Annotated in this window: 16 protein-coding genes; 14 read left to right on the top strand and 2 right to left on the bottom strand. The window is 56.4% G+C overall.

The window, feature by feature from the left end; genetic code table 11:
• Positions 1–14 precede the first annotated feature (14 nt).
• Complete coding sequence (gene valS / locus HMPREF0045_RS03235; protein WP_005985461.1) at positions 15–2,846, bottom strand: valine--tRNA ligase; 2,832 nt, start codon at positions 2,844–2,846, stop codon at positions 15–17.
• A gap of 496 nt (positions 2,847–3,342) precedes the next feature.
• Between valS and ileS the strand changes: the two genes are divergently transcribed.
• The 13 genes from ileS (at position 3,343) to HMPREF0045_RS03175 (ending at position 17,083) form a co-directional block, all read left to right on the top strand.
• Positions 3,343–6,654: an isoleucine--tRNA ligase gene (gene ileS, locus HMPREF0045_RS03230; protein ID WP_005985459.1), complete on the top strand. Its 3,312-nt coding sequence runs from the start codon at positions 3,343–3,345 to the stop codon at positions 6,652–6,654.
• An 84-nt stretch (positions 6,655–6,738) separates the two neighbouring features.
• Positions 6,739–8,487 (top strand): bifunctional folylpolyglutamate synthase/dihydrofolate synthase, encoded by a 1,749-nt coding sequence (locus tag HMPREF0045_RS03225; RefSeq protein WP_005985458.1) that lies wholly within the window; start codon positions 6,739–6,741, stop codon positions 8,485–8,487.
• 330 nt (positions 8,488–8,817) lie between these two features.
• Positions 8,818–9,411: a hypothetical protein gene (locus HMPREF0045_RS03220; RefSeq protein ID WP_005985456.1), complete on the top strand. Its 594-nt coding sequence runs from the start codon at positions 8,818–8,820 to the stop codon at positions 9,409–9,411.
• Positions 9,412–9,414: 3 nt separating this feature from the next.
• Positions 9,415–10,068 (top strand): hypothetical protein, encoded by a 654-nt coding sequence (locus tag HMPREF0045_RS03215; protein ID WP_005985454.1) that lies wholly within the window; start codon positions 9,415–9,417, stop codon positions 10,066–10,068.
• Between the two features lie 131 nt (positions 10,069–10,199).
• Complete coding sequence (locus HMPREF0045_RS03210; RefSeq protein WP_040315690.1) at positions 10,200–10,715, top strand: hypothetical protein; 516 nt, start codon at positions 10,200–10,202, stop codon at positions 10,713–10,715.
• Positions 10,716–10,948: 233 nt separating this feature from the next.
• On the top strand, positions 10,949–11,413 hold the full coding sequence (locus tag HMPREF0045_RS03205) for a hypothetical protein (protein WP_231196669.1): 465 nt from the start codon (positions 10,949–10,951) through the stop codon (positions 11,411–11,413).
• A gap of 36 nt (positions 11,414–11,449) precedes the next feature.
• Positions 11,450–11,884 (top strand): nucleoside-diphosphate kinase, encoded by a 435-nt coding sequence (gene ndk, locus HMPREF0045_RS03200; protein ID WP_005985451.1) that lies wholly within the window; start codon positions 11,450–11,452, stop codon positions 11,882–11,884.
• 155 nt (positions 11,885–12,039) lie between these two features.
• A complete protein-coding gene (locus tag HMPREF0045_RS11145) occupies positions 12,040–12,168 on the top strand; it encodes a hypothetical protein (RefSeq protein WP_005985450.1) in 129 nt (42 codons plus the stop codon).
• A 40-nt stretch (positions 12,169–12,208) separates the two neighbouring features.
• Complete coding sequence (ftsY, locus tag HMPREF0045_RS03195) at positions 12,209–13,330, top strand: signal recognition particle-docking protein FtsY (RefSeq protein WP_005985449.1); 1,122 nt, start codon at positions 12,209–12,211, stop codon at positions 13,328–13,330.
• A gap of 166 nt (positions 13,331–13,496) precedes the next feature.
• Complete coding sequence (locus HMPREF0045_RS03190) at positions 13,497–14,528, top strand: NAD(P)H-dependent glycerol-3-phosphate dehydrogenase (RefSeq protein WP_005985448.1); 1,032 nt, start codon at positions 13,497–13,499, stop codon at positions 14,526–14,528.
• Between the two features lie 112 nt (positions 14,529–14,640).
• Positions 14,641–14,913 (top strand): hypothetical protein, encoded by a 273-nt coding sequence (locus HMPREF0045_RS03185; RefSeq protein WP_005985447.1) that lies wholly within the window; start codon positions 14,641–14,643, stop codon positions 14,911–14,913.
• A 22-nt stretch (positions 14,914–14,935) separates the two neighbouring features.
• Positions 14,936–16,051, top strand: a complete 1,116-nt coding sequence (locus tag HMPREF0045_RS03180) for an NAD(P)H-dependent glycerol-3-phosphate dehydrogenase (protein WP_005985446.1) — start codon at positions 14,936–14,938, stop codon at positions 16,049–16,051.
• A gap of 111 nt (positions 16,052–16,162) precedes the next feature.
• Complete coding sequence (locus HMPREF0045_RS03175; RefSeq protein WP_005985445.1) at positions 16,163–17,083, top strand: sulfite exporter TauE/SafE family protein; 921 nt, start codon at positions 16,163–16,165, stop codon at positions 17,081–17,083.
• Here HMPREF0045_RS03175 and HMPREF0045_RS03170 read toward each other — a convergent pair.
• The gene (locus tag HMPREF0045_RS03170) at positions 17,080–17,955 is read right to left on the bottom strand and encodes a Cof-type HAD-IIB family hydrolase (protein ID WP_005985444.1); all 876 of its coding nucleotides are present in this window, start codon (positions 17,953–17,955) and stop codon (positions 17,080–17,082) included. The genes HMPREF0045_RS03175 and HMPREF0045_RS03170 overlap by 4 nt on opposite strands.
• Positions 17,956–18,038: 83 nt before the next feature.
• Here HMPREF0045_RS03170 and HMPREF0045_RS03165 point away from each other — a divergent pair, with 83 nt between their 5' ends.
• Positions 18,039–18,881 carry an aldo/keto reductase gene (locus HMPREF0045_RS03165; RefSeq protein ID WP_005985443.1) on the top strand — a complete coding sequence of 281 codons (843 nt, stop codon included), beginning with the start codon at positions 18,039–18,041 and terminating at the stop codon, positions 18,879–18,881.
• Positions 18,882–18,904: the final 23 nt, after the last annotated feature.

The raw sequence follows: 18,904 nt of genomic DNA, 5'->3' as shown, positions 1-18,904 counted from the left end.
ACCAGATGGCGCGGCTACTGGCGGTTCCTATCGGCATCCGGGAATAAAATCTCGGCCCAGGTCGGAGTCTGCTTAGCCGGAGTCTGCTTAGCTGGGGCCTGCCCCAAAGTTGAGGAAACCACAGTGGCACTTTCGCAGCTGTCGCTGGCGTTGACCGTAAACTCGCCGGTTACCTTGGCGGCTTCAATTAGGTCCGTGCGCACCAGCTCCACCTGCTTAGCTAGCTGCTCGGGCAGCTCCAAGGTGACCTCTAGGATCGGGGTCTTCTGGCTGGTCTTAGCTTCAGACTTGAGCTTACGTAGGCTGGCTAGCACCTGTCCGACGGCGCCCACTAGTTCGACGTCGGCTCCACTAGCAGCCTCACGCAGCCAGTCGCTGGTGGGCCAGGGGGCGCGGTGCACACTGCCGGTGCGGTACCAAGACCACACCTCTTCAGTGGCAAACGGCATGAACGGGGCGAACAGACGCACGAAGGTGTCTACTGCGATAGCTAGGGTAGTGCGGGCGCTACGTACGGCCTCGGGGCGGTGGTTGCCCTCAAAGTCGTTGGCGCGGTCCTTAATCAGCTCAATGTAGTCGTCGCAGAAAGTCCAGAAGAAGGACTCAGCCACTTCCAGGGCGCGGGCGTGCTCGAAGTTGTCAAAAGCGGCCGTGGCGGCGTCGACCACATCAGCCAAGCCCAGCAGCACAGCCTGGTCAACCGGCTCGCTGACCTCGCTAGCATCCAGGCTGGGGGCCGGGGCAGCAGCCTTAGTGGCCTCATCGGCGTCCCAAGGCAGACCCATAGACAGGGCAAACTTAGAGGCGTTAAGGATCTTAATGGCCAGGCGGCGACCGATCTTAATCTGGGCCTCTTCAAAGGCCGCATCTAGACCCAGACGCGCCGAAGTAGCCCAGTAACGCACCGCGTCAGAGCCATACTTTTCCAGCAGGCCCTTGGGGGTGACCACATTACCCTTCGACTTACTCATCTTCTTGTGGTCAGAGTCCAAGATCCAGCCAGAAATACCGGCGTGCTTCCAGGGCAGAGCGCCAAACTCAAGGTCGGCGCGCACCACGGAAGAGAACAGCCAGGTACGGATAATGTCCTGGCCCTGAGGGCGAATATCCATCGGGTAAACCCGCTTGAATAGGTCCTCATCGTTTAGCCAGCCAGAAACCAGCTGGGCAGACAGGGAAGAGGTAGCCCAGGTGTCCATAATGTCTAGCTCGCCAACGAAACCACCAGGAACACCACGCTGCTCAGCGCTGTAACCTGCGGGCACGTCACTAGAGGGGTCGACCGGCAGGGCGCTCTCATCAGGGGTGATGATGGCGTTGTAGTCCACATCGCCGTTAGCATCCACCTGGTACCACAGCGGGAAAGGCACCCCAAAGAAACGCTGACGCGAAATCAGCCAGTCATTGTTTAGACCCTTAACCCAGTTCTCGTAGCGCACGCGCATAAAGTCAGGGTGGAACTTAAGCTCCTGGCCGCGCTCTAGCAGCTCAGCGTTTAGATCCTTGCCACTAGCAGGGTTAGTCCAAGGCTTACCACCATTGCGGATGTACCACTGACGCGAAGTAACAATCTCCAGAGGCTTGTCGCCCTTTTCGAAGAAGTTAGTCTGACGCACCGTCTTAGTGGGCTCACCACTCATCTCACCGCTTTCACGCAGCTGCTTAACCAGCACCTCGCGGGCAGAGAAAGTAGTCTTACCAGCCATCTGCTCATAAACCTGGCGGCCCGACTCACTAGTGATCCACTCAGGGGTCTCCAGCTCCAGGCGCCCATCCTTACGCAGTACCGCACGCAAAGGCAGCTTCAGGTCACGCCACCAGTCAATATCGGTGGTGTCACCAAAGGTACAGCACATAGCAATACCAGCGCCCTTGTCCTTTTCAGCCTCAGGGTGAGGCAGCACCGGCACCTCAACCCCAAACACCGGGCTAGAAACCGTGGTGCCAAACAGGGGCTGGTAGCGCTCGTCGTCGGGGTGAGCCACCAAAGCCACACAAGCCGGCAGCAGCTCAGGGCGAGTGGTCTCAATATAAACATCAACCCCATTTTCAATTGGGGCGCCCGCCGCCGCAGCCTTAGCAGCCACCTCGGCGTCGGTAATGTGGAAAGCCAAACGGTGGTAGAAACCCGGGTACTCGCGGCTCTCCAACTCAGCCTGGGCCACAGCAGTCTGGAAAGTTACATCCCACAGACCCGGAGCCTGCGCCTGGTAAGCCTCACCACGCGCCAAGTTACGCAAGAACGCAGCCTGCGCCACCTTACGGGCACTCTCACCAATAGTCTGGTAGGTAGAAGACCAATCCACACTCAAACCAAGAGTGCGCCACAGATCCTCAAACTGCTTCTCATCTGCAAGAGTCAGGCGCTCACATAGCTCCACGAAGTTACGGCGCGAAACGGGCACCTGATCGCGAGCCTTAATGGACTTACCCTCACCACCCACATGCGGGGGCTCAAAATTCTCCACATAAGGCAGCGAAGGATCGCAGCGAACCCCAAAGAAGTTCTGTACACGACGCTCAGTAGGCAGACCATTGTCATCCCAACCCATGGGATAGAACACAGCCTTACCGCGCATACGCTGGTAACGAGCCACCGTGTCAGTGTGGGAGTAAGAAAAAACGTGCCCCACGTGCAGCGAACCAGAAACAGTGGGCGGGGGAGTGTCAATAGAAAACACTTCATGCCGCTCAGCGTTGCGGTCAAAGTCGTAGGTGCCCTGTTGAGACCAGGTTTCGTTCCAACGCTGCTCTAGGCCATCAGCGCTGACCTTGGCAGGAGCGTTAGGCGTGTGCGTCTGGGACGCAAAAAACCGTGCGTTGCCAGTGGAAGAATTTGCAGACATAAACCTGATTCTCTCACGATCACGGCCCCAGATGCGCACCAGGCACACGTTAAACGTGCAACGCTTGCCTTAAATACCCCAGCGGTTTAACCAACCCCCACAGCCACACTTAAACTGCCGGCACTTTGCGGGTAATCTCACGCCCTACAATGTGGCAGGCATAAGAACCTAGCCATAAAATGCTAGGGCATAAGCATTGACCCGGCCGCACTCGCGGATATCACCGGTGAGCTTCCGGAAGAACCGGGGTTAGCGTTAACTGGCAGTTAGCTCTAGTTGGCTCTGCTGCAAAACGCGCTGGCCCCCTAGTAGAACCGGACGGTCGCAACGTTATAGCGCCAATTAAGCGGCTTTGGCTGCTAGCTGCAAGGCCCCACCGGGCTTTGCGTGGCTGGCTAGCTGGGCAAGCGAGGTGGTACCGCGGCTAAAAGCTGGCCTTAGGGTTAGCTTGGGTCGTCCTCGTGACAAGGATCGTACGAGGACTTCAAGAGGCAAAATGTCCAACTTTGCGCATAACGGCGACGCATTCTATCCGCTTCACCGCCCGGGCCAAGCAGTTCCCGCTTCCCCGAACCTGCCCCGCATTGAGGAAGAAATCCTGGCTTACTGGAAGCAGGATGACACTTTCCGCGCCAGCGTTGAAAACCGTGCGACCGGCCGCAATGGAGACAACGAGTTCGTTTTCTATGACGGCCCGCCTTTCGCTAACGGTCTGCCCCACTATGGTCACCTGATCACTGGTTACGCTAAGGACGCCGTGGGCCGCTTCCAGACCCAAAAAGGTCACCGCGTTGAGCGCCGCTTTGGTTGGGATACCCACGGTCTGCCCGCAGAGCTTGAAGCCCAGCGTCAGTTAGGCATTGAGGACGTCACTGAGATCACCCGCCCCGGCGGCATCGGCATCGAAAAGTTCAATGAGGCCTGCCGCTCCTCGGTGCTGCGCTACACCAAGGAATGGGAAGACTACGTCACCCGCCAGGCCCGCTGGGTGGACTTCGAACACGACTACAAGACCCTAGACCCCGACTACACTGAGTCGGTGCTGTGGGCCTTTAAGCAGCTTTACGACAAGGGCCTGGCCTACCAGGGTCACCGCGTGCTGCCTTACTGCTGGAACGACCGCACTCCGCTGAGCAACCATGAGCTCAAGATGGATGACGACGTCTACCAGGACCGCACCGACAACACCGTCACGGTTGGTTTGCGCCTAGAAAAGAAGCTACGTGAAGACTCTGCGCGCCCTGAGCTGGCACTGATCTGGACCACCACGCCGTGGACCCTGCCCTCTAACTCCGCCGTTGCGGTGGGTCCGGAAATTGAGTACTCGCTGGTAGAGGTCGATGCCGCCCACAACAGTAAGCTGGCTGGTGAGCGCGTAATCATCGCTTCAGACCTAATTGGCGCCTACGCCAAGGAGCTGGGCGAGGACCCGAGCGTCGTCGCCACCTATAAGGGATCGCAGCTGGTAGGCACGCACTACCACCCCATCTACGACTACTTCGACACCCCTGAGCGTCGCGCCCAGGGCGCCGCCCCCGGCCCCAACGGCTGGTCGATCATCGCCGCCGACTACGTGACCACCACTGACGGTACCGGCCTGGTTCACCAGGCTCCCGCCTTCGGTGAAGACGACATGTGGACCTGCATGGAGTACGGCATCGGCGTGGTGCTGCCCGTTGATGAGGGCGGTATGTTCACCCGTGAGGTCAGCGACTACGAAGGCATGCAGATCTTCGACGCGAACCGCTACGTGGTGGCTGACCTGCGTGAACAGGCCGGCCCGATCGCCCGCCGCGCACCCGAGATCCGCGCCGTGCTGGTACGTGAGAAGTCTTACGTGCACTCCTACCCGCACTGCTGGCGCTGCCGCAAGCCCCTTATGTACAAGGCCGTAAGCTCCTGGTTCGTTAAGGTCACTGAGATCCGCGAGCGCATGGTGGAGCTAAACCAGCAGATCACCTGGGTGCCTGAGCACATCAAGGACGGTATTTTCGGCAAGTGGCTGGCTGGCGCCCGCGACTGGTCTATTTCCCGTAACCGCTTCTGGGGTGCCCCTATCCCGGTGTGGGTTAGCGACAACCCTGAATATCCGCGTGTGGATGTGTACGGCTCCAAGGCTGAGCTGGAGGCTGACTTTGGGGTGGAGGTAACTAACTTCCACCGTCCCTTCATTGATCAGCTCACCCGTCCCAACCCGGACGACCCCACCGGCAAGTCCACTATGCGTCGTATTTCTGACGTGTTTGACTGCTGGTTTGAGTCGGGCTCTATGCCTTTCGCCCAGGTGCACTACCCCTTTGAAAACCGTGAGTGGTTTGAAAACCACTACCCGGGTGACTTCATTGTGGAGTACATCGGCCAGACTCGTGGTTGGTTCTACACCCTGCACGTGCTGGCTACCGCTCTGTTTGACCGTCCGGCTTTCCGCTCGTGTGTTTCACACGGAATTTTGCTGGGTAACGACGGCGCCAAGATGAGTAAGTCTTTGCGTAACTACCCCGATGTCAACATTGTCTTTAACCGCGACGGCGCTGACGCTATGCGTTGGACTTTGCTTTCCAGCCCGGTTATGCGTGGTGGCACGCTGATTGTTAAGGAAAAGGCGGTGCGTGATGCGCTGCGTCAGATCCACCTGCCGCTGTGGTCTACCTGGTACTTCCTGAACATGTATGCGGCCACCTGCGACGGCGGTTATGTGTCGCCCGGCTTGGACCTGAGCGACAAGAGCCTGTTTGGCCCTCAGGGGCGCCTGGCGGTTATGGACCGCTACATTCTGTCGTTGACTAAGGAGCTAGCCGCCCAGGTTGATCAGCAGCTAAGCAGCTATGACCTAGCCGGTGCTTGCGCTTCGATCCGTGAATTCATTGATGTGCTCACCAACTGGTATCTGCGCACTTCACGTTCACGTTTTGTCTCCGGCGAGAAGCTGGCTTTCGACACTTTGGTTACGGTGCTGCGTACGCTGACTGAGGTTATGGCTCCCTTGGCGCCGCTGACCACTGAGGAGATTTGGCGTGGTCTAACTGGGGGCCGCTCGGTGCACCTAACTGACTGGCCGGTTTTGCCTGACTATGTTGACGACGTCGCCCTGGTAAGTGCCGTTGATGAGGCCCGCGCCGCTGTGTCTGCTGCTCTGGGTCTGCGCAAGGCCCACCAGCTGCGTGTGCGTCAGCCGCTGCGTAAGTTGACTGTGGCCAGCACTGAGCCCCAGGCGTTGGCTGCCTTTAGTGACCTGATCGCTGAGGAGGTTAACGTCAAGCAGGTTGAGCTGCTGCACGCTGACGAGTCTGGTTACACCCAAAAGCAGGAGGTGTCGCTTAACCCCAAGTCCTTTAGCCCCCAGGTGCGTAAGGCCACCAGCAAGCTGTTTGCTGCGGTTAAGTCTGGCCAGTGGGAGCTGACCGAGACGGGCGTACGCTTCCCCGGCGTCGTGGTTGCAGACCAGGCGGTGGAGCTAAGCGGTGATGCGGTAAACGTGTCCACCAAGATCGAGGTTGAAGACCCCTCCCTGGTGGCGGCCACGCTAGCTTCGGGTGCTTTCGTCATCTTGGACACTGCCCTAGATGAGGAGCTGGAAGCTGAAGGCTGGGCCCGTGACCTGATCCGTGTGGTGCAAGATGAGCGTAAGGCCGCCGACCTGCTGGTGGCTGACACCATTGACCTGACGGTGCTGGTGCCCGCCGCTAAGGCGGCTTGGACTGAGTGTTTCGCTGATCTGATTGGCGCTGAGACCAACGCTGCCAGCGTAAGCGTGGTTGGGGTAGATGGTGATGAGGTTAGCGTTGAGCTAGCCAAGTCCAGCATCTGAACCAGCCTGTAGATATTATTGCGGGCGGGCTGCTACGGCAGTTCGCCCGCTTTCATAGCTAAAAACCCACAGAAAGTTAGCATCATGAGTGAAGCAGATCCGCGCGGCATTGACCCGGAACTATATGAGTATTTGGAAGCCGCCCAGGAGCTTGACGAGATTTCTGTGGCTGAAGCTGCCCGCCGTGAGCAATCAGCCCAGGCCGCCCAGGCTGCAGCTGAGGAGGAGGACCGCCAAGCCATCCGCGCCCTGGTGGAGGGTTCCCTGCTAGCGGGCACTGGCGACTTAGATGAGGTGCTTTTAGGCCTTGAGGGCGACGTCGACGCCGACTGGGAGGGGCAGGCGGACGAGCCCAGTCACAGCCATCAGGGCCAGCCAAGCGAAGCGGACAGCCACCGCCAAGCCCTAGCCCGCGCCGCCTATGAGCAGGGGGTGCGTGAGCGTCTAGCCCAGGTGGAGGCGGAAATTTTGTCTCGCGCCCCCGAGCACAAGGTACAGCCCTCCTTGGAGCGGGTGGAGCTGGCCCTAGACTATTTGGGTAACCCCCAAAAAACCTTTAAAGCTGTACACATCACCGGCACTAACGGTAAAACCTCCACCTCGCGCATGGTCGAGCGGCTAGCTGCCGCCACCGGTATGCGCACGGGCCGTTTCACCAGTCCCCACCTGCACACTATCCGTGAGCGCATCGCTCTAGATGGGGAGCCCATCAGCGCTGAAGGATTTATTGCTGCCTGGGAGGATGTAGCCCCGGTAATTGAGTTGGTTGACGCCCACAGCGCTAAAAACGGTGGGCCGCGCATGAGTTTCTTTGAAGTGCTCACCGTGATGGCTTACGCCGTGTTTGCTGACTACCCGGTGGATGTGGCCATTGTTGAGGTGGGTATGGGTGGGCGCTGGGACGCCACCAATGTGCTAGATCAGGCCACCGCCGTGATTACCCCTATTGGCCGCGACCATGAGCGCTGGCTGGGTTCAACCATTGAGGAAATTGCTTACGAAAAGTCGGGGATTATCAAACCTGGTGCCACAGTTATTGCTGCGGCCCAGCCTGAGGAGGCCCAAGCCCAGATTTTGCAGGCGGTAGCAGATAAGCGCGCCCTGCTGCGACAGGATGTAAGTGGTTACGTCAGCTTTGATGCCCGCATGGATCTGGAAGCTGAAAGCTTGGCCCGTGAAAATGGGGGACTGGCGGTAGCTAGCCGACAGTTTGCTGTGGGCGGGCAGATGCTCACTTTGGTGACGGCCGCAGCGGTTTATGAGGACGTGTTTTTGCCTTTGCACGGCCAGTATCAGGCCCACAATGCGCTGCTGGCTCTGGCGGCTGCTGAAAGCCTGTTTGGTGGTAGGGCTTTGCCGGCGCAGATTGTTGAAAATGCTTTTGCCCAGGTCACTAGCCCTGGCCGCCTTGAGGTGGTGCGCACTAGCCCCACTGTGCTGGTGGACGCGGCCCACAACCCCCACGGCGTGAGTGCTTTGCGCACTGCTCTAGAAGAGTCTTTCCCCTTAAAGCACCTGGTGCTGGTGTATGCGGCCATGGCTGATAAGGACGTGGAAGGGGTGCTTTCTGAGCTTGAGCCGATCTGTGAGGCTGTGGTTTGTGTGCCTATGGATTCGCCTCGGGCTATGGAGCTAGATGATCTGGTGGAAATTGCCGACGACGTCTTTGGCTCTGATCGGGTGCGTAGCGCCACCAACCTGGTTGATGCGGTTGATTTGGCGGCGCAGCTAGCTGAATCTTCTGACGACCCGCTGCCTTCAAGTGGGGTTTTGATCTTGGGTTCAGTGGTTCTAGCGGCCCAGGCGCGAGAACTATTTGGCCTCAAGAAATAAATAAGGATCGGGAAAGCTCCCCAAAGAAATAGCTACGTCGACGGCGTAGGGTTAGCGGTAGCGGCCCTGCGCCGTCAAACTTTTTAAAGGGCCTAATTAAGCGGCCACAAATAACGTCAGAAGAAAGGCAAGCAAGTAGTGACGGAAAAGTCGGTGAGTTCACCAGACTCCTCAGATTCCGCAAGTGTGTCTTTGCCAAGCTCATCAGACTCATCAAGTGCGGGAAGTTCAGCGAGCTCGTCAGGTTCGTCAGACTCGTCAAGTGCGTCTTCACCAAGCTCATCTAGTGCATCGGATTCTCTGTTCTCACGGCTAACTTCATGTCTGATTGTGTTTTTAATTGGTGGAATAATTGCGGCAATAATTTTTGCCTACCCAATTACAGCAGTGGTGTGGGCTAACTTCATGCCCAAAATTGGCCCAGAAAACCTGGGTACAAAAGTTTTAGTGCAGGGCGCCCCGGTAGTGGTAGGGATAGTGCTGTTACCGGTCTTGCTGGCTAGCCTATATAAAAGTCTTAGTAATTCTGCAGCCGCAGGTTTAGCAATTATCTTGATAATCGTTGAAATCTTCTGCCTAATACTGGTGCCACTACTAGGGGCGGATAAACCTGTAGCTGATGCTATCTCTGGTCCGGATGTAATCGCTATCAAGAGTTGCGATAACTATAGCCAAACTGAAATCGACCGCTACGTTAGTCGTTCATTGAGCGGTAAACGTAAAACTAACTTTAGATACGCCATTAAGTTTGATCTGGTCACAACCCGTAACGAGGCAATTCATTTTGATTTTAATATAGATACTAAAAACAATCCTGAGTTGTATGCGCCATTAGTTAAATTCTGTAAAGACAAGGGTACTAATGCTACTTTGAAGCGTTATCCCAGGACGCAGATCGTTCAAGACTTTATCATGAAGGGCTAGCTTGTGAGCAAAAAATCTAAAGACTCTTCGCCTGGAGTTATCTCCTCGCTATTTATTATGCTGTTTTTTGGCTACCTAGTTTTAACTTGGATAGTGCGTGAGTTTGTGCCAAGGGTGGGTCCAGAGTCGCTGGCGTCAGAACTTATGGCTAACTCTTTCACTATACCGGTAGGTTTAGTGGTGGCGCCGGCAATATTTTTCTGTATTAAAGGGGCTCGGCAGAGCAAACGTATTGGTGACGGTAAGTTATCTAAATGGCGAGGCTGGGCGTTATTTCTAGCTCTGGTTGAAATTGCCTGTATTATTTCGCTGCCCTTTGGCTCGGTGGCTCCGGTTCGTGACCTTTTTTCTGGTTCTGAAGTGATCAATGTTAAGGGCTGTCAAAACTATTTCACAGAAAAAGAAGAGAGTGGTTGGGGATCTAGAAAAGAGAACCGACACACAGGCAGCTCTCGTGCTAGATATGTGTACTTTACTAGCTTTGATCTAATCACTGATCAGAACAAAGCTATCAATGTTAAATTTACTGATAGTCGGAGAAACTCAGAGTTTTATGCGCCGGTAGTTAAGTTCTGTAAAGATAAGGGTACTAGTGCCGTTATGAGTCGCTACCCGCACACCGGTATCATTAAAGAGTTTACTGTTGAAGAAAAGTGAGTTAGAATTTGCGTCCTTCGGAGAAAATATTTGCAGCAGTCATATTCTCAGGGCCTATATATTTGACCCTCCTAAGTATTGTGCATGCAGTGGTGCCAAGGGTTGGTCCAGAATCGCTGACGTCAGAACTTATGACTAACTCTTTCACTATACCGTTGGGGTTAGTGCTAGCTGCGCTATTATTTTTCTGTATTAAAAAAGCCCGGCAGAGCAAACGTAGCGATGACGGTAAATTATCTAAATGGCATAACTACATATTGGTTATAGTATTATCTGAAGTTGCCTGCGCTGCGTTATTGCCATTTGGTGCTATCACTCCGGTTCGTGACCTGTTCTCTGGTCCTGAAGTGATCAATGTTAAGGGCTGTCAAAACTATTTCACAGAAAAAGAAGAGCATGGTTGGGGATCTAGAAAAGAGAACCGACACACAGACGAATCTGAAGATACTCATTATGTCTACTTCACTAGCTTTGATCTGGTTACGAGTGAAGGTAAAAGTATAAATATTAAATTTACTGATAGTCGGGAAGAGTCAGAGTTTTATGCGCCGGTAGTTAAGTTCTGTAAAGATAAGGGTACTAGTGCCGTTATGAGTCGCTACCCGCACACCGGTATCATTAAAGAGTTTACTGTTAAAGAAAAGTGAGTCAGTCCGTGAGCGTAAACCCACCAACTTCTGGTCCCTATCCAAACCAGAGTACTACATCCCTAAATCAGGCAAGCCAGGAGCCTACGCCAGGATCCTGCCTGCCAGTGTTTTTAGGTGTCCTGCTGGTTTTTTGCTACTTAGTTGCGGGAGTAGTCTTTGCTAACTTCGTGCCAAAAATTGGTCCAGAAAACCTGGGCACAAAACTTTTGGTTGAAGGTTGGCCGCTAATAGTGGGCTTGCTACTGTTGCCAGTGTGGATTAACTGCCTGCGGAAAGCCCACGCTAACTTTGCAGGTAACGATACTTCTAGGTGGCGCAAATGGATCCTGATTTTAACGCTGGTTGAAGTCACTTCTTTCGTGGACACGCCCTTATATGCAGCTAAACCTGTTACTGACGCTATCTCTGGCCCGGATGTAATCGCTATTAAAGGCTGCGATAACTACAGTCAAACCGAGGTTGATCGCTATATCAGCCGCTCATTTACCGGTAAACGTAAAACTGTTATCAAGTACTCCATTAAGTTTGACCTGGTTACGGCCGAGGGTGAGGCCATCCACTTTGAATTTGAGGACACCAATGATGAGCCTGAGCTTTACGTGCCGCTAGTTAAGTTCTGTAAAGACAAGGGTACTAGCGCCGTTTTGAAACGTTACCCTAACACTGAGATTGTGGAAGACTTCCAGGTCAAGTAGCCGCCAGGGGAGGGGTTTTGTGACAAGATAAGGCACATGAGCCAAGTTGAACGTTCCCTGGTCCTAGTAAAACCCGATGGTTACAGCCGTGGCCTAACCGGTGAGGTGCTGCGCCGCATCGAAGCTAAAGGCTACAAGCTGGTAGCTCTCAAGATCGTAAACGCCACTGAAGAGATTCTCTCGCGCCACTACGCCGAGCATGTCTCCAAGCCCTTCTACCCGGGCTTGGTTGAGTTCATGACTTCCGCGCCGGTTGTGGCCGTGGTGGTTGAAGGTCAGCGTGTAGTGGAAGGGGTGCGTTCCTTGATGGGCGCCACCGACCCCACCGTGGCCGCCCCGGGCACGATCCGTGGCGACCTGGCCTGCGCCTGGGACACGCCGGCCATTTTGAATATTGTGCACGGTTCAGATTCGCCTGCCTCAGCTGAGCGTGAAGTGGCTATCTGGTTCCCCGAACTAGCATCTGCCTAGCATCTGCGCGCACCGGAAGCTTTTGCATAGGGCTTAATCCCCTATTCATGCTGATAGGGGCAGGTTTAGGGTGTAAGAGTCCAAGGCGCGAAGCGGGGCAGAGTAAATCCCCATCTCCCCGCTTCGCGGCAAGATTTTCTTTTAAAGGGGAGAAAATGCAGTTAACCAAGCCCGTACTTAAAGAGACTAAACGTGCACTGATCGCAGCGGTGGGGTCGGTGTTTGTGGGGGCCGTGATGCTGGCCGTGGTGGGCTCGGTAATGTTTCACGTCTTGCTTGGCTAATTAGCTGCCCTGCTAGGGGGCCTAAGTCTAGACTGAGCTCATGGACTACAGTCTTTTGTTTTATATCATCGCCGCGTTGGTGGTGGTGCTGGGGGCAGGCTTTGGTTTGCGGACCCTACAGCGTCGCCGCGAGCAGCTACCACCTGCGCCAACTCGACCTGAAATCAGCGCCTCCACAGAGCCGCAAGAATCTGAGCCTGAACCAGCTAGCCAGTACGAAACCCCCGAATCACTCCCCGGGCGTATGCAGCGTCTACGTTCACGCCTGGCCGGTTCGGGAAGCTTTGGCCGCACAGTTTTGGCGGTCCTTTCTCGCGGTGACCTCTCTGAGGCTGACTGGGAAGAAATTGAAGACAGCCTACTGACCGCCGACCTTGGCCTGGAGGTTAGCACTGAGCTGATGGATAAGCTGCGCACGCAGCTAAAGGTGCTAGATAGCCGCGATCCGGCCACCGCCAAGCAGGTTCTACGCCAACAGCTTCTAGAGCTGGTAGGCCCCGACATGGACCGCTCGCTCAACCTTGAACCTACCCAGGGCACTAACGGTGAACCAGCCCCCGCCGTCATCTTGATGGTGGGCGTTAACGGCACCGGTAAAACCACCACCTGCGGCAAGCTAGCGCGCGTACTGGTAGCCCAAGACAAGCAGGTGCTTATGGGGGCCGCCGACACCTTCCGCGCCGCCGCTGCCGAACAGCTAACCACCTGGGGCCAGCGCGTAGGTGTAGAGGTAGTGCGCTCAGACAAGGAAGGCGCAGACCCCGCCTCGGTAGCCTTCGACGCCATCAAGCAAGGCCAAACCAGCGGCGTCGACGTGGTGCTAGTAGACACCGCCGGGCGCCTACAAAACAAAGCCGGCCTAATGGACGAGCTAGGCAAAATCAAGCGCGTCATGGAAAAAATCGCCCCCGTCGGCGAAATCCTACTGGTACTAGACGCCACCACCGGCCAAAACGGTATGCGCCAAGCCCAGGTATTCTCCGAAGCCGTAGGCGTCAGCGGCATCGTGCTAACCAAACTCGACGGCACCGCCAAGGGCGGCATCGTGGTAACCGTCCAACGCGAACTGGGCGTGCCCGTCAAACTAGTTGGCCTGGGGGAGGGGCCAGACGACCTAGCCCCCTTCGACCCGGAAGGCTTCGTAGACGCCCTACTAGCCTAAAAGGCGCCTTTAAATTACCCAGCAACTGCGGTTTCCCCTAAAGGGAGGCCGCAGTTGGCGCATATATGTCCCTAGTTCCAGGGCAGATAGCGACAAAAACCCGATCTACTAGTTCAAACACCCCAAAGCCGTCTAAACTGTAACCTAGGCGACAAAAGGAGAGGTCATGGCGGTAATTACGGTCCTAGGCGCAGGAGCTATGGGTAGCGCGCTTACCCGCCCCCTGGTTGAAGCAGGCTGGCAGGTGCGGCTATGGGGCTCTATTTACGACGACGCCATCCTCGACGCCATCGACGCCGGCCAAGCCCACCCCACCCTAAAAGAAACCATCAGCCCCGCCGTAACCACCTTCCGCGCCGGCCAACTAGCCCAAGCCGTCAACCAAGCCCAAGTAGTAGTAATCTCAGTGGCCTCAGGCGCCGTCGTCAGCGTACTTGAACAAGTAGGCCCCTACCTGGGCGACGTCGAATCCCTATGGCTAACCTCCAAAGGCTTTTGGCAAACCGAAACCGAAGTAGAACTACTACCAGAAGCAATCAAACAAATCGCCAAAACTAAAGGCATCAACCTACCCCCACTAGTAGCCATCGCCGGCCCCGTAAAAGCCAGCGAATGCGCCAGCGCCAAACCCACCGCCACCGTATTCGCCTGCCGCGACTACGAACTAGCCAAACGCTACGCAAAAACCGTGACCACCCCCAACTACTCGGTCACCCCCAGCCAAGACGAAATCGGGGTAGAAGTCTGCGCAGCCCTAAAAAACATCTACGCCATCGCCCTAGGCATCGCCGACGGCATGAGCGCAGCAGATGAACAACCCCGCGACAACCTACGCGCCGCCATCTTCGTACAAGCAGTCACCGAAATGGCCTCACTATGCCACGCCCTAGGCGGCGACCTACAAACCGCCTACGGCCTCGCCGGCATGGGAGACCTACAACTAACCTCAACCGCCGGGCGCTCGCGGCTATACGGTCACGCCGTCGGCGCCGGCCAAAACCCACGCCAAGCCCTAGAACAAATGCAATCCCAAGGGCTAACCATCGAAGGCTCACCAGCAGCCCTAATCGCCCACCAACTAGTGCAACAGCTAGGCCTTAACGCCCCCCTGCTTGAAGCCGTCTACCAGATGCTACACGGACACGTAGACGACGCCCGGGCGCTAATCTGTGCAGTAGCCCTAGGAGTCGATGCATAAAAAACCAGTTGACACTGACTTTGAGCTTTAAAGTCATCTAGACTTACCCGTGTCGCAGCACACAGAAGTGTTGCGGCGCAGCGATCGACGAAGATCAGAAAGGCTCAAAGTCATGCCCTGTGCATACCTAGCCGACGAAGTCTCAGCCCTAGGCGCCGGCGTCCTAGCCATGGCCGCCATCGAAGCCCACGCCCCCCACACACCCACCGGCCCCGACGTCGCCACCAGCGCCAAAGCCATGGCTCAATTCGGCCAAACCATAAAACCCAACCCCCAAATGCACGCCCGCTACCAACCCATCGCCGCCGTACAAAGCCAGCTATACCAACAACTACGCCAAACCAACGCAAACCTAGACCAACTACGCACCAACCAAAACGCCTAAAAAACTTTTCAAAGGAGAAAAAATGTACACCATCACCATCCTCGGCGCCGGCGCCATGGGCAGCGCCCTAAGCCGCCCCCTAATCGACACCGGCTGGCAAGTACGCCTCTGGGGCACCTGGCTAGACGACCACCTACTCGACGCCATCGAAAACGGCCAACCCCACCCACGCATCAACGCCACCATCGACCCCCGCGTACAAACCTACCGCTCCAACCAACTACAAGCCGCCCTCGACGGCGCCGACGTAGCCGTCATGGCCGTAGCCAGCCACGCAGTCAACGCCATAACCGAACTCGCCCTACCCCAAATCACCAAAACCAAAACCCTCTGGCTCACCTCCAAAGGCTTCAACGTAGCCCCCAACGGCCAAATCCAACTCCTACCCGACGCCATCCGCGCCCAAGCCCAAGCCGCCGGCCTCCAACTACCCCCAATCATGGCCATCGCCGGCCCCGTAAAAGCCAACGAATGCGCCCAAGGCCTACCGACCGCCACCATCTTCGCCTGCACAGACCAAGACCAAGCCCAACACTGGGCCGCCAACACCAACAGCGGCAACTACGCCCCCACCTACAGCCAAGACGAAATCGGTGTAGAACTCTGCGCAGCCATGAAAAACGTCTACGCCATCGCCCTAGGCATCGCCGATGGCCTAGAAACCGCCACCAAAATACCCCACCACAACCTCAAAGCCGCCGCCTTTGCCCAAGCCATAAAAGAAATGAGCCAACTATGCGCCAACCTAGGCGGCCAAACTGACACCCCCTACGGCCTCGCCGGCATCGGCGACCTCGAAGTCACCGGCCTATCAGGACGCAACAAAATCTACGGCACCCGCCTAGGCCAAGGCCAAAGCGCCCCCCAAGCCTACAAAGAAATGCAAGACCTCGAACAAACCGTCGAAGGCGTCAGCGCAGCAGCGCTCGCGGTTAGGTTGGTGGCGCAGTTTAACGATCCGCTGTTAACCCAGCAGCTGCCCTTGCTGCACGCAGTGGCCCAGATTTTGGCTGCAGAGGCGGCCCTGGATGTTGAGGCCATCATCTCCCAGGCGGTTTTGCCGCAGCCAGCCGCGCCGATAGCGGATATGGTGCGCATTTACGGCCAGGATAGCGGCGCTGATAAGCCTGAGTTTTAGGGCGGCGCGGCCAGTTTGCCGGTTGAGCCCGGTTTAGCCAGCGCGGCCGGCTGTGACCGGTTAGCCGGTTGTGGCAGCCACCGCTAAAACTGGGGGGTTAGGCTAGGAGTCATGATCCTGACAGCTTTAGCGGTTGGCGCGCTTATCGGCCTGGTAGTGGGGGCGCTGGGAGCTGGGGGAGGGATCCTATCGGTGCCGGCGCTGATCTATCTGCTTGGCGTGGCGCCCCATGAGGCCACCAGTGCCTCCCTGGTGATTGTGCTGTTTACTGCCCTGGCGGCATTGGCCGGGCGCATCGGTAAAAACACTATCTGCTACCAAATCGCTTTAGTGTTTGCGGCTTTAGCGACTGTGGGCACCTGGCTGGGTTCACTGGCTAACCGGGCGGTGAGCGCAGATTTATTGATGTATGCCTTCGCCCTGTTGCTGATCTGTGTGGGGCTGGTGATGCTGCGCCGCGCATATCCGGGTCTTTTTAGCGCTAGCTTTGGCCTGTTTAGGGGCGCGGCTAGCGCTGGTAGCGGCGCTGTCTCTAGCGACGACGGCGCAGCTGACTCAGGTGGCTACGTTGCCGGCGGTGCTGGGGGCGATGGCTCGACGCCGGCCCTGGGAGCGGTTTCAGTAATGGGGGAGGTTTCCTCAATTGGGGTGGGTTCACCAATAGGGGCAGCGCCGCTGTGGCGGGTGGCCTTGGTGGCCACCATAACCGGTGCGCTTACCGGATTTTTTGGGGTGGGCGGCGGTTTTGCGATAGTGCCGGCACTGACCTTAGTGCTGCATTTACCCATTAAACGCGCCGCCTCCACCTCACTGCTGATCATGGCCATCACGGCAGTGGTGGCGTTAGTGGCCAGAGCCCAAACTTCCCTAAACGTAGATTTAGGGGTGATTGGTGCGTTTACTGTGGCCTCAATGCTTGGGGGAGTAGCTGGGGCGCCGCTGACACGTAAAGTAAGCAGCCAAAAACTTACCGCCAGCTTCGCAGCATTGCTGCTCGCCGTCGCTGTGGCCACCTTAGTGGGCCAAAGTTAAGCAATAGCCCCCGCGTAACGCAGGGCGTTAGCCAGGCCGTCGTCGTGAATGTCGGTGCTAATCCAGTCGGCGGCGGCTTTAGCTGCAGCGGTGCCGTTACCCATGCAAATACCTAGGCCGGCTGCCTCTAGTACCTCTAGGTCATTGCTAGAGTCGCCGATAGCCACCACCTGGTCGATACCAACCCCCAGGTATTTAGCTGCCGCCAACATGCCGCTGGCTTTAGTGTTGCCCTTAAGCACAATCTCGCCGCCGCGAGAGCCATTGCCAGGGTCGTAGGAGCCGTCCACTACCTCGAAGTAGTCACCCCAACGCTCACGCATATCATCTAGCGTGACTGGGCTGTTGGCTGCCAAAGTGAAAGTCACCTTGTTGGGGTCAGTGGGCAGACCCGGCTGCACATAGGGAAGTACCTGGCGAATATAGGCCTGCCAGTTACCGCCGTGAGAGGCCGGCTGCTTTTCCCAGTCATGGCCATCTTCGCCGCGTGCAGCTGCTAGCACCTGCTCCTCGGTAGTAAAGCCAAATACCTTCCAGGCGCCGTCGGAGGCATTAATTTTATCGGGAGACTGCCACACATAAGTGCCCCCAGACTCCTCCAAAAATTTACTTACTTGCAGCACTAACTCAGCTGGAATGCGGTTATCAACCACTACCTGCTCACCGATTTTCACGTAGCTACCGTTAGCTGCAACAATGCCGGAAAAACCCAGGTCCCACAAGAAATCATAAACTTCAGGCATAGAACGCCCAGTGCACAGCATCAGGGTGTGACCATTGGCCTTAGCCTGAGCCAGGGCTGTGCGTGCAGAGTCGGGGACTAACTGGTTGTTATCGACTACAGTTCCATCTACATCGCACAAAATCAGCATGGCACTTAGCCTATCCCGACTCTTTGCTACAAACCTAGGTCTTTTACTTAACAGCAGTAGGGCTTACTAACTAGGCTTAATACATGCTGGAAGTAGAACTAAATAACCACACATTCATGCCCCAAGTTGGCTTTGGTACCTACAAAGTCAGCCCTGAACAGGCCAGCGACGCGGTGTATACAGCCATCAGCTACGGCTACCGCCACATCGACACTGCCCAGCTGTACTTTAATGAGGCTGAAGTAGGCCAAGGCATTGGCAAGGCTATCGCTGACGGGCTAGTTAGCCGCGAGCAGCTATACGTAACCACCAAGCTAAACAACAACAACCACGCTCCCGCTGATGTTGACCGTTCCTTCGATGAGTCTCTAGCCAAGCTGGGCTGCGACTATGTGGACTTATTCCTAGTGCACTGGCCCATGCCTAACCGTGCAGACCTGGACATGGTGGCCACCTGGAAGGCCATGACTAAGCTGCTTGAAGATGGCCGTTTGCGCTCAATTGGAGTGTCAAACTTCCTGCCCGAGCACATTGAGCGCATCAGCCAGGCCACCGGGGTAATGCCGGTTAACAACCAGATTGAACTGCACCCGCAGTTCATGAACCGCCCCAGCGCCGATTACTGCCGCCAACACGGCATTGCGGTAACCGCGTGGTCGCCGCTGGCGCGGGGACGCGTCTTTGACACCCCGCAGGTCACCACGGTAGCGCAGCAATTGGGAGTAACCCCAGCTCAGGCGGTGCTACGCTGGCATATTCAGCTTGGTAACGTAGTTATCCCCAAGTCGGTTACCCCGGCGCGCATTGCTGCCAACTTGGATATTGATGGCTTTGAGCTAAGCAGCCAGCAGATGGAACTGATCTCTTCGCTGGATCAGGGTGAGGCTGGCCGTAGCGGTAAGCACCCTGATTATGACTGGCTCTAAAAATCAGTCAGAAAACTACAAGT

The sequence above is a fragment of the Actinomyces graevenitzii C83 genome, assembly GCF_000239695.1.
Lineage (GTDB): Bacteria > Actinomycetota > Actinomycetes > Actinomycetales > Actinomycetaceae > Actinomyces > Actinomyces graevenitzii.
Note: the sequence above shows the minus strand (reverse complement) of the source record. Positions and strands in the feature narration are given on the sequence as shown.